This is a genomic window from Novosphingobium subterraneum, assembly GCF_000807925.1.
GTDB classification, from domain to species: domain Bacteria; phylum Pseudomonadota; class Alphaproteobacteria; order Sphingomonadales; family Sphingomonadaceae; genus Novosphingobium; species Novosphingobium subterraneum.
Genome location: NZ_JRVC01000015.1, coordinates 58,904 through 70,641, shown reverse-complemented (window position 1 = coordinate 70,641; position 11,738 = coordinate 58,904). Strand labels below are relative to the sequence as shown.

11 protein-coding genes are annotated in these 11,738 nt (G+C 63.3%); 5 read left to right on the top strand and 6 right to left on the bottom strand.

The window, feature by feature from the left end; all coding sequences use genetic code 11:
* The first annotated feature begins 10 nt into the window (after positions 1–10).
* On the top strand, positions 11–802 hold the full coding sequence (locus NJ75_RS15130; RefSeq protein ID WP_039335922.1) for a sugar phosphate isomerase/epimerase family protein: 792 nt from the start codon (positions 11–13) through the stop codon (positions 800–802).
* Entirely contained in the window at positions 799–1,146 is a 348-nt protein-coding gene (locus NJ75_RS15125; RefSeq protein ID WP_039335920.1) for an EthD domain-containing protein, read from the top strand. The genes NJ75_RS15130 and NJ75_RS15125 overlap by 4 nt, the downstream gene beginning before the upstream one ends.
* Here NJ75_RS15125 and NJ75_RS15120 read toward each other — a convergent pair whose 3' ends face one another.
* The 4 genes from NJ75_RS15120 to NJ75_RS15105 all read right to left on the bottom strand — a co-directional run bounded on the left by NJ75_RS15120 (position 1,147) and on the right by NJ75_RS15105 (position 3,978).
* Positions 1,147–2,064, bottom strand: a complete 918-nt coding sequence (locus NJ75_RS15120) for an NAD(P)/FAD-dependent oxidoreductase (protein WP_039335918.1) — start codon at positions 2,062–2,064, stop codon at positions 1,147–1,149.
* 45 nt (positions 2,065–2,109) lie between these two features.
* A complete protein-coding gene (locus NJ75_RS15115) occupies positions 2,110–2,544 on the bottom strand; it encodes a nuclear transport factor 2 family protein (RefSeq protein ID WP_039336031.1) in 435 nt (144 codons plus the stop codon).
* 11 nt (positions 2,545–2,555) lie between these two features.
* Positions 2,556–3,242 carry an SDR family oxidoreductase gene (locus tag NJ75_RS15110; protein ID WP_039335916.1) on the bottom strand — a complete coding sequence of 229 codons (687 nt, stop codon included), beginning with the start codon at positions 3,240–3,242 and terminating at the stop codon, positions 2,556–2,558.
* 61 nt (positions 3,243–3,303) lie between these two features.
* A complete protein-coding gene (locus NJ75_RS15105; RefSeq protein WP_039336028.1) occupies positions 3,304–3,978 on the bottom strand; it encodes a TetR/AcrR family transcriptional regulator in 675 nt (224 codons plus the stop codon).
* Between the two features lie 197 nt (positions 3,979–4,175).
* Between NJ75_RS15105 and NJ75_RS15100 the strand changes: the two genes are divergently transcribed.
* The 3 genes from NJ75_RS15100 to NJ75_RS15090 all read left to right on the top strand — a co-directional run bounded on the left by NJ75_RS15100 (position 4,176) and on the right by NJ75_RS15090 (position 8,619).
* Entirely contained in the window at positions 4,176–6,512 is a 2,337-nt protein-coding gene (locus tag NJ75_RS15100) for a TonB-dependent receptor (protein WP_052242547.1), read from the top strand.
* A gap of 81 nt (positions 6,513–6,593) precedes the next feature.
* Positions 6,594–7,346 carry an SDR family oxidoreductase gene (locus NJ75_RS15095; protein WP_039335915.1) on the top strand — a complete coding sequence of 251 codons (753 nt, stop codon included), beginning with the start codon at positions 6,594–6,596 and terminating at the stop codon, positions 7,344–7,346.
* A gap of 157 nt (positions 7,347–7,503) precedes the next feature.
* A complete protein-coding gene (locus tag NJ75_RS15090; RefSeq protein WP_039335913.1) occupies positions 7,504–8,619 on the top strand; it encodes an endo-1,4-beta-xylanase in 1,116 nt (371 codons plus the stop codon).
* A gap of 39 nt (positions 8,620–8,658) precedes the next feature.
* Here NJ75_RS15090 and NJ75_RS15085 read toward each other — a convergent pair whose 3' ends face one another.
* Both NJ75_RS15085 and NJ75_RS15080 read right to left on the bottom strand, forming a co-directional pair.
* Entirely contained in the window at positions 8,659–10,461 is a 1,803-nt protein-coding gene (locus NJ75_RS15085; RefSeq protein WP_039335912.1) for an IlvD/Edd family dehydratase, read from the bottom strand.
* 27 nt (positions 10,462–10,488) lie between these two features.
* Complete coding sequence (locus tag NJ75_RS15080) at positions 10,489–11,619, bottom strand: aldose epimerase family protein (RefSeq protein WP_039336024.1); 1,131 nt, start codon at positions 11,617–11,619, stop codon at positions 10,489–10,491.
* Between the last annotated feature and the right edge of the window lie 119 nt (positions 11,620–11,738).

Here is an 11,738-nt window from a genome sequence, read left to right as displayed (position 1 = left end):
GTGCGGGCCCATGAACCCGATCTCCCTGGCGTCCGGTGTCGTGCCCGAATTCGGCCCTGTGGACACCATCGAAGCGGCCCGGGCCGGCGGTTTCGACATGGTCGGGCTCTGGGTGGACCCAGGAGAGTGGACACCGGCACACACCCGCGATGCACGCGCCGCGCTCGCGGCTTCCGGCCTTCCGCTGCTCGATGTGGAAGTGATCTGGCTCAAGCCAGATTCAGCGATGGACGATCACCGCAAGGTGATCGACGTCGGCGCGGAACTTGGCGCGCGCAACGTCCTGTGCGTCTCGTCCGACCCGGACCATGGCCGTACCGCCGCGCGCCTGTTCGATCTGTGCCGCCATGCCGAGGGCTCCGGCATTCGCGTTGCATTGGAGTTCGGGATTTTTACCGAAGTCAAGAATTTGCAGGACGCGCTCGGAATTCTCGACCGGATCGACCATCCCCTCAAGGCACTTCTGATCGACCCGATCCACGTCGATCGCTCGGGCTCCTCGATCCCTGAAATCGCCAAGGTTGATCCCGTCCTGCTGCCCTATGCGCAGTTCTGCGATGCGCCTGCCGAGCGCCCCGATCCCTCGGACTTCGGCGCCGTCATCCGCGATGCGATCGACCTGCGCGAACAGTGCGGCGAAGGCGCCTTGCCACTTGCTGCGCTCTATCACGCGCTGCCACCTGGCATTCCGCTTGCCGTCGAACTGCGCTCCGAAGCCTTGCGAGATGCCTTCCCGCACCCTGTCCTGCGTGCGGCAGCCGTGGCCGAAGCTACCCGGAGCTGGCTGGAGGCCCACGCGTGACGGTCACTGTGCTCACCCTGCTCAAGCGCCGCGAAGGCATGAGCAAGGCCGACTTCATCGCCTATTACGAAAGCCGCCACCGCCTGATCGGCGAAAAGGTGCTGCAGGGGTGGGCCACGCGCTACCAGCGCAACCATCTTCACCCGCTCGACGGCTCGGACCAACCCCATGATTTCGACGTCGTGCTGGAAATCGACTTCCCGGACCAGCAGACTTGCGACGCCTGCTTCGCCGCAATGGCCGATCCCGCGATCATCGGCGAAATCGTCGCGGACGAGGAACGTCTGTTCGACCGCAGCCGCATGCGGACCTATCGCGTCGAGGCTCGCGCGTCCTCGCTCTAATCAACGCAGGATCGGTTTCAACCGGGCAAGGTCGTTGCGGATGGTGGTGGCGGCAACGCCCGCCTGCCCCATCGCATGGCTGATCTGGTCCAAGCCACGCGTCACGTCCCCGGCCGCATAGAGGCCCTCAACGCTGGTGCGCTGGTGCGCATCGATTTCGATGCATCCTTCCGCGTTTGCCTTTGCCCCAAGATCAAGGGCGAGGTCTGAGCGGATCAGCGAACCCAGCGCCGGATAGACGGTGTCAAACGCCAGTTCTCCATCGGGCGTTGGCACGACGATCGTTTCGCCGGTGATGCGCAAGGGGTGGCATGGTCCATTGACCAGCTTCACCCCGGCGCCTTCAAGCGCTCTACGGTGGCTCTCTTCGATGCCATGCTCACCTTCGGGCGCGATCAGCGTTACGTTCCGCGAAAAGCCCCGCAGGAACAGCGCTTCGTTGTGGCCATGTTCGCCCGTGCCGATCACGCCGATGCGCTTGTCGCTCGCCTCGTATCCGTCGCATATGGGGCAGTAGCGCAAAAGCCCGCGCTGCAGTGCCTCGGCATGAACCTCCGGTGCCATTGGCGGCTGATTGTTCACGACGCCTGTCGCCAGCAGGACCGTGCGCGCCTTCAGATCCCGGTTGCCCGCCGTCGCCACGAACAGCGCATCGGCGCGCGCCAGCCTTTCGACCAGCGCGGTTTCGACCGCGACGCCGAATTCGGCCGCCTGATCCCGCATCAGCCGGAGCAACGCCTTGCCTTCAATCCCGCCGGGGTATCCAGCGTGGTTGTGCGTGCGAGGGATCAGCGCGGCACGGCTGTGGCCGGCATCGACCAACGCCACGCGCAAGTGGAACCGGGCGAGGTAGATCGCGGCAGTAAGGCCCGCAGGCCCTGCACCGACAATCAGGCAATCAAGTGCTGGAGTGTCCATCCCCGCCCAAACCCGTCAGGGCCGGGCGGTTCCGAAAAAGCGCAGTCAATCGGCAAAGACCGTGCGATAAGATCGGCGCGTAAACTTCCAGAGCCCGTCGATCCGCTTCAACTCGTCATCGTAGCGCCCGGTTGCGCGGACGCGCTTGCCAGAGGCCGGGTCGTCGAAAATCTCGATGGTGTAGGCCACTGCCCGCGCCGCATCGCCATCAACCTCGATGGAACCGGGCTGCATGAAGTAGACCATCGGCTTCGAGCAGTTGTCGAGACCATAGTGCTTCATCGATTCCGTCCATCCGGCGACGATGGCGGCCTTGCCCGAAAAACCGCCGAGGTCGGGATATTCGGGCAGTTCCCAATAGGCATCCTCCGCCCAGATGGAGCCCCACAATTCGGGGTCGAGCGTCATTACCCCGTGGGCATGGGTGTCCATCAATTCACGGATCGCCATGCGATCCTCAAGCGGTCCTGAAAAAGGCATCATCCTGCTCCTTACCAGGGGTGGGTCTCACCGTTCCACTTGAGGAAGTCGCCCGAACGCTCGAGCGTCCATTCGCGGGTGATCTTGCGGATGCCCTCGGCACTCTCGACCGGGGTGATGTCTGCGCCTTCCCCGCCCATGTCCGTCTGCACCCAGCCCGGATGAATGATGCCGACGATCACGCCACGATCCTTGAGGTCGATGGCGACTGATCGCATCAGGCGGTTGAGCCCTGCCTTGGCTGCGACATAGGAATAGTAGCCGCCATAGGGCCAGGTCGATGCGGCCAGCTGGCTGGAGAAGTTGATGACTTTCGCGCCCTCGCCCATACGGGGGAGAAACGCCTGCAACACGCGCAACGGGCCCTGCACCATGATACGGAAGACCTCGTCCCATTCGGCCCAGTCGGAGCTTTCCAGTTCCGCAGGCCCCGAACCGCTGACGCCGGCAACGTTGTAGAGCACGTCGATCGCCTCGCCTGCCGTTTCGGCAGCGCCTGCCTTGACCGAGGCATCGTCGGCCACGTCGAAACGGTGGACGGTCAGGCGTCCGTCCGATCCTGCGACGAGATCGGCGAGCGCGCCTGCGCTTTCAGGGTTGCGCACAAGCGCGATCACCCGGTCGCCCGCCGCAACATGCTGGCGAGTCAGTTCCAGGCCGATTCCGCGCCCGGCACCTGTTATTGCCACGGTCGTCATGCTTTCGTCTCCCACTACAGTCTTGTTGCGGCCGAATCCGGCAGTCTTGCCGGATTTCGAATCAGTTCAGCGGGTCATACAGGCTGCGGATGCTGGCGATGGTCAGCTTCAGCACCTTCTCGATCCGCTCAGGCCCCATGACCGGTCGCTGCAACAGCAGGCCGGAATGGACGGCGATGGCGAAATCGCTGCCCAGCTTCATCGCTTCCCACTGGTCCTGCCACTGCGGGAACGATTCGATCATCTCGGCGATCCATACTTCATCGTAACGCTGCGCCGCAGGAGCGAACGCGGCATTGAGCTCGGCATCCGTGCGGGCGGCAACGGCCAGTTCGAGATAGGCTGCATATTCGCGCGTCTGCACGCTGCGCCAGTGTGCTTCGGTGGCAAGATCGATCAGAAGCGCATCGCGGCTTTGGGCCATGGCGGCAATATAATCATCCAAGAACAGGCGCATGCGCTGGTAGAAGATGTGTTCGACCACCGCCGCGACGAGATCCATGCGCGTGGCGAAGTGATGATGCATCGCCCCGCGCGAAACCTGCGCGCGCTCCGCCACCTGGGCGGTGGTCAGGCCCTGATAGCCACCTTCGACCAGGCAATCGACGGCCGCCTCGAGCATCTTCAGTCGCGTCTGCGCCGACTTGCGTTGCTGCCAGCGCACCGGCTCGCCCTCGCCCAGCGAGGTCGGCCGCATCGCGGCAAGCATGCGCTTCTGCATCGTGGAGCCAGCCATCGTCATTGTCCTGTCATGCCCGGGTTTGCCGCGCAAGACCGCCTGACAAAACGGCCAGTTTAATCCGACGGGCGACGGAGAGCATAAAACCGGCAGACGCGCCGGTTATACCGAATCGCGCTGACAGGAGCGGCGACACGGCCATGCCGGCGCCTTTGGGAGGGATCGAGATCATGACAACACGGAACAGGCCTTTCATGACGAGCAGCCTTGCGGCTCTCGCCATTGCCACGCTGCCCGCCGCAGTCCAGGCACAGGACGCACAGTCGCCTCAGGCGCAAGCCGATGAAGCCCCGGCAGGAGGCCTCGGCGAAATCGTCGTCACTGCCCAGAAGAAGGCCGAGAGCATCCAGTCCGTGCCGATTTCCATTGCTGCTGTCGGCAGCGAGACGCTCGCGGCCTACAATGTCACGACGCTGCAGGCACTTCAGGGCTCGGTCCCCAACGTCCAGATCGACAACTTCGCCAATACCCCCAACAATGCGGTGTTCACCATCCGCGGCATCGGCGTGATCGAGCCCGACCCCTATGCCGGCAACACTGTGTCCATCGTGGTCGACGGCGTGCCGCAGTTCTTCTCCATGGGCGCGCTCCTCGATACCTACGACACCAACCGCGTCGAGATCCTGCGTGGGCCGCAGGGCACGCTGTTCGGCGCCAACACCACCGGCGGCGTCGTCAACGTGGTGACCAACCAGCCTACCGGTGAATTCGGCGGCTATGTTCGCGGCACTTATGGCAACTGGAACCGCTTCGACATCAACGCTTCGGTCGAGGCACCGCTCGCCAAGGATCTCGTCAGCGTCAAGGTTTCGGGCATCCACACCCAGCGCGATGGCTGGACCACCAACGTGTGGAACGGCGAGGACATGGGCCGCAAGAATGTCGATGCGGTGCGCGGCCAGCTCTATATCACGCCCAGCCCGGACCTGAAGATCACGCTTCAGGGCGAATATGTGGAAGCCCGCAACGGCGCGCCGATCGTCGTGAATGGCGGTCTGCCGGGAGAAGGCAACTACGTACCCGAAGGCACGTTCTGGAACGGCGCCAAGCTGCCCATGTACCGCAGCCCCTGCGCGGTCCCCAACCAGCCCTGCAAGGCGCCGGACAAGTACTTCTCGGGCAACAACGAAGTGCCCGATCAGTCGGACATGACGACGAAGTTCTTCATCGGCACGATCCAGTACGACAATACGCCGCTGGGCGATATCACGGCGATCACCGGCTACAAGAACTTCACCCTGTTCGAGTACACCGACCAGGACGGCACGGCGAAGACCAACAACGCCACGCGCCGCCGCACCCGTGGCTGGCAGTTCAGCCAGGAACTGCGCAGCGCGTTCTCGGCTGGTGACAGCTTCAACGCTGTGGCGGGTCTGTTCTACCTGAAGACTCATTACAACCACTACCAGATGTATCATCTGGACTTCGCCCTGCCCGGCCTCGTCCAGTTCAACCAGCAGTTCCAGGGCACCGAATCCTTCTCGGCCTTCCTGCAAACTTACACCCAGATCACCGATCAGCTGAAGTTTTCGGCAGGTATCCGCTACACCCACGACGAGGTCGATGCGCGCTCCACCCTCGATTACGGCGTCGGCGCTCCGGCGCTGACTTCGGACAACTTTGCCGTGATTCCCACCATCGTTGTCGGCGGGCAGACCGTGCAGCAGGGCCGCGACCTGCGCAACGATCCGCACGACATCGACGTTGGCGGCAAGAAGGGTTGGAGCAACGTCGGCTGGAAGATCGGTCTGGATTATGAAGTCGGCCAGAACCAGCTGATCTACGCGAGCTGGGCGCGCGGCTTCAAATCGGGCGGGTTCACCGGCCGCATCGGCGTGGCCGCTGACGGTGACACGCCGTACAACCCGGAGAAGGTGGACACCTTTGAAGTGGGCCTCAAGGCCGACTTCCTCGACCGTCGCCTCCGCACCAACTTCGCGGCGTTCTATACCAACTATCGCGACATGCAGGTGGCGCAGATCTACTTCGATCCGGCGACCAACGTGCAGGGCAACCGCATCCTCAATGCGGCCAAGTCCGAGATCAAGGGCTTCGAACTCGAAGTCCAGGCCATCCCGGTCGAGGGCCTGACCCTGCGCGGCTCGCTCGCCTACCTTGACACCAAGTACAAGAGCTTCCTGTACTATGATCCGGTGGCGGCGAAGTTCATCGACCTCAAGGGCTTTGCGCTGCAGAATGCGCCGAAGTGGGCCTCGACCCTGGGCGCCAATTTCACCCACGAGTTTGCCGGCGGGTCGAGCGTCATGGCCGACGTCAGCTGGATGTATACCGGGCAGAAGTTCTATACCGCCGTGGTCAACACCCCCCGCTCCTCGATCCAGCCGACCTATTACGTAGACGCCCTGCTGACCTATTACGGCCCGGACAAGCGCTACTCGATCGGCCTGTGGGGCAAGAACCTTTTCGACAAGCGCTATATCTCCACGGTCTACGACAGCCCCGGATACATGGGTCTCGTTGGCTATGCCCCGCCCCGCCAATTCGGCGTGACGGTCGGCTACAACTTCTGACCTGACGGAATCCTCCCTGGCCCCGGTCGTTCCACTCAGACGACCGGGGCACTTTTTGTTTGCAGACACGAAGGACAGACAATGGCCAATGGCAAGATGGAAGGCCGCGTAGCGATCATCACGGGCGGCGCATCGGGGCTCGGCGCGGAAGATGCCCGCCTGCTCGCCCGCGAAGGCGCAAGGGTTGTCATCACCGACATGCAGGAAGACCTGGGCCGGGCAACCGCCGCGGAAATCCCGGGTTGTGTCTTCATGCAGCATGACGTGCGAGACGAAGGCCGATGGCACGAGGTCATCGCTGAAACCCTGCGCCTGTTCGGCAGGCTCGATACGCTGGTCAACAATGCAGGGCTCGTGCGGTTCGGTACGATCGAGGACCTGCCCTACCCGGATTTCCGTCTCCAGACCGAGGTCATGCTGGGAGGCACATTCCTGGGATGCCAGGCGGCGATCCCGCACATGAGCAAGGACGGTGCCGGTTCCATCATCAACATGGCGTCGATCGGCGGGATCAAGGGCATCAGCGCCATCCCCGCCTACGCCGGAGCAAAGGCCGGGATCATCGGCATGACCCGCTCGATCGCGGTCCACTGCCGCGAGCAGGGCTATCGCATCCGCTGCAACTCGATCGCGCCGGGCGGCATCGTCACGCCGATGACCGCACAGGCACTGGCCGAACTCCCGGCCGACAACGCCGGTCTGGAACAGGCAAACAACCATGGCATGGGGCAGCCCATCGATATTGCCAACATGGTGCTGTATCTGGCGTGCGACGATGGGCGGCACATCACCGGCACCAACATCGTCATCGACAATGGCGAGACGATGGGCTGATCGTTTTGAGGGGGCGGGGCAGAGGCATGTCTCCCCCGCCCCCGGCGGCTGATACACAAATCCTTTCCAACCATTTGTGGTAGCGCTATCGTCTGAGTAATCAGGCGGAAGAGTCTGGAGCAACCGGGAAAGGAAATACGTGAAAAGATCGAGCACCATGACTCGAAGGCAAGGCCTTGGCATCATTGCTGGCGGCGTTGCCATGCTCTCACGGCCGGTGGTCGGCCTGGCGGCGACGCCACCGCTATCCCTGTCCGCTCTGGCCGCCGCAAAGGGCATGCGGTTTGGCTCGGCCGTCGCCGGTGGTGGTGGCGGATCCTGGAGAAATCCCGCGCTTGCCGATTTGCTCAGGCGCGAATGCGCGATTGTGGTCGCCGAAAATGAGATGAAGTGGCAGGCCATCAGGCCCTCGCCCACTTCATTCGATTTTGCGGCGTTTGACGGGATTGCGGCCTTCGCTGCGCAGAACCAGATGAAGTTGCGCGGCCACACGCTGCTTTGGCATCGACCGAAGTGGATGCCGCGCTGGCTGGAAAGCCATGATTTCGGTTCGCGGCCCGCAACCGCCGCAGCGGCGATGATGGCCAATCACGTAGAGACTGTCTGCGCCCGCTATCAGGGCCGGATCGTATCCTACGACGTGGTCAATGAAACCGTGCTGCCCGAGGATGGATCGCTGGCCGAGACAGCGCTTTCGAAGGCCATGGGCGGGACCGAGGCGCTGGTCGACCTTGCGTTCCGCACGGCGCGCAAGGCTGCTCCGGGCGTCGAGCTGGTCTATAATGATTACATGAGCTGGGAGCCTGGCAACGCCCTCCACCGCAAGGGTGTGCTACGATTGCTGGAAGGCTTTCGCAGGCGCGGTACCCCGGTCGACGCGCTGGGCGTGCAATCGCATCTCATCGCACCCTTGCCCGATGCCGCCCACCGCCGGGAATGGCAGCGTTTCGTGGATGACGTGGTGGCGATGGACTACAAGCTCGTCATAACCGAGTTCGACGTGCGCGATCGCGACCTGCCTGTCGACATCCCCAGCCGGGACCGCACAGTGGCCGACACGACCAAGGCCTATTTCGAGATGATGCTCGATTATCCGCAGCTGAAGGACGTGCTCGCGTGGGGCCTGGTCGATGCCTACTCATGGCTGCAGGGCTTCGAGCCGCGTGCGGACAAGGCCGAGGCGCGCGGGTGCCTGTTTGATTCCGCGTTCAAGCCAAAACCGGTACATGCTGCCTTGGCCCAGGCTTTCAGCGCCGCCAGACCCCGGGCCTGAACTGTTCACAGCCGGGGGACATTGCCCCCGGCCATTCACTCAATGGTTATCCCGAGGCAAGCCCATCGTCTGGGCAATGCGCTGGTACTTCTCTGCGCCTTCGAGAATGGCGCCTGCGGAAAGCTGACCAACGCGTTCGCGCTGGATTTCCTGCCACGGCGTTTGCGAAGGCGGATAGGCATAGCCTCCTGCCGCCTCAAGCGCTGCTCGGCGCGCTGCCAGTTCTTCATCGGAAACCAGCATGTTGGCCGTGCCCTTGCGCAAGTCGATCCGCACGCGATCGCCGGTCTTGAGTATGGCAAGGCCACCCATTGCCGCCGCTTCCGGGCTGGCGTTGAGGATCGAAGGGCTGCCGCTGGTGCCTGACTGGCGGCCATCGCCGATGCAGGGCAGCGCGGTAACACCTGCGCTTATGAGGTAGGAAGGGGCCCGCATGTTGACCACTTCGGCCGCGCCGGGATAGCCAATCGGCCCGGCCCCGCGCATGAACAGCAGCGTTTCAGGCGTGATACCCGTCGCAGGATCATCGATGCGCGCATGATAGTCCTCCGGGCCATCGAACACGACCGCCGGGCCTTCGAAGGCATCGGGATCGTCCGGGTTCGACAGGTAGCGCTCCCGGAATTCGTTGCTGATCACGCTGGTCTTCATGATCGCGGAATCGAAGAGGTTGCCCGAGAGCACGATGAAGCCGGCATCCTTGACCAGAGGCTGGTCGTACGGACGGATCACCTTCTCGTCCTCGATCACCGCATCACGGCAATTCTCGCCCATGGTCTTGCCGTTCACGGTCATCGCGTTTTCGGCGATGAGGCCCTGTGCGATCAGCTGGCCCACCACCGCCGGCACGCCCCCAGCGCGATAGTAGTCCTCGCCGAGGTACTCGCCGGCAGGCTGCAGGTTGACCAGCAACGGCACCTTGTGGCCGAGGCGCTGCCAGTCGGTCAGCGGCAGGTCCACTCCGACGTGACGCGCTATGGCGGCCAGATGGATCGGTGCATTGGTCGACCCGCCGATCGCCGAATTGACGACGATGGCGTTGTGAAATGCATCGAGCGTCATGATGTCCGAAGGCTTGAGGTCCTCGTGCACCATGTCGACGATGCGCTTGCCGGTGCGCCAGGCGCACTCCTGCCGGTCACGATAAGGCGCAGGAATGGCGGCCGACCCCGGCAGCATCATGCCTAGCGCTTCGGCAAGGCTGTTCATGGTCGTAGCCGTGCCCATCGTGTTGCAATAGCCGGTCGACGGTGCCGAACTGGCGACGAGCTTGATGAAGCCCTCCTCGTCGAGTTCGCCCTTGGCCATCAGTTCACGGCCCTTCCACACGATCGTGCCCGATCCGGTGCGTTCGCCCTTGAACCAGCCGTTGAGCATCGGGCCGACCGACAGCGCGATGGCTGGAATGTTCACGGTGGCCGCCGCCATCAGCAGCGCGGGCGTGGTCTTGTCGCAACCAGTGGTCAGCACCACACCGTCGATCGGATAGCCGTAAAGCGCTTCGACCAGGCCGATGTAGGCAAGGTTTCGGTCAAGCCCTGCCGTGGGGCGCTTGCCGGTTTCCTGGATAGGATGCACCGGAATCTCCAGCGCGATCCCGCCCGCCTCGCGAATCCCTTCGCGCACGCGCTCCGCCAGCACGATATGGTGACGGTTGCACGGCGAAAGATCGCTGCCCGTCTGCGCAATCCCGATGATCGGCTTGCCCGAACGCAGCTCCTCAAGGCTCAACCCGAAGTTGAGATAGCGCTCAAGGTAGAGCGAGGTCATGTCGATATTGTCGGGATTGTCGAACCACGCGCGCGAGCGGAGCTTCGGGGCCTTTGGAGAGGATTCGGTCATTGCAGCTTTCAGCTATTCGAGTGGAGTTCAGCGCCGCTTCGGCGCGACGCTGACGCGGTAGATCATGGCGTGGCGATAGGGCTTGCCCGGATCGACACGTGTGGACACGAACTTGGCCTGGTTGGGGGCATCCGGAAACTTCTGCGGTTCAAGCGCGATCCCGTCTCCCATGCGGTAGACATGGCCCTGCTTGCCGAGCACCGTCCCATCAAGGAAATTACCGGTGTAGAACTGCACGCCGGGTTCGGTCGTCAGCACTTCGAGCACGCGGCCAGAAGCAGGGTCTTCCAGCCGTGCGGCAAGCTGCGGCGTCGCGGTAACGCCCTTGTCGAGCGCGAAGTTGTGGTCATAGCCGCGACCGATGGCGATCTGGTCGTCCCGCCCATCGCGCAAGCCGTTGGCAATGCGCTTGGGCCGACTGAAGTCGAACACCGTGCCCGCCACCTTGCGAAGCTCGCCGGTGGGGATCAGGGTGGCATCGACAGGGGTGTAGCTTGACGCCGGGATCATCAGCCGGTTGCCCATGGCACCCATCGGCGCCCCCTCCCCGGCCATGTTGAACAGCGCGTGGTTGGTCATGTTGACGATCGTCGGCTTGTCGGTGGCCGCCTCGAAGGTGATGCCAAGATTCCCGCGCTCGTCCAGCGTATAGGTCACCTTGGTGTCGAGCTTGCCGGGATAGCCTTCCTCGCCATCGGCGCTGACGTAGGAGAGCACCACGCTCGCCACCGGGCCCGACTTGATCGAGACCACCTTCCAGTTGCGCTTGTCAAAGCCCTTCACGCCGCCGTGCAGCGAATTGCCGAGGTTGTTCTGGGCGAGCTGATAGGCCTTGCCATCAAGCGTGAAACGCCCCTTGGCGATGCGGTTGGCATAGCGGCCCACCGTCACGCCGAAGAAATTGGGCTTGGCCTCATAGGTCTGCACATCATCATAACCCAGCACGATGTCGGCCACCTTGCCATCGCGCGAGGGCGCCATCAGCGACTGCAGCGTGGCGCCATAGGTCAGCACGCGGGCGGAAACGCCATTGGCAGCCTTCAACGTGATTGCGAAAGCCTCGGTGCCGTCCGCCAGCCTGCCTGCGCTTTCCTGTTTCGCTTCGGCCGCGCTGACCGACTGGGCCAGCAGGGCAACCGGTGCTGCCAGTGCCAGCATCAGCAGGGTGCCGTTGTTCGGCTTTCCCGCAATCCTCATCCTCTCGATCCTTTCGGAGACATGCATTGTCCTTGCGCCATTGACGGCAAGCGTTCACGGATATAGTCCGACAAATAGAA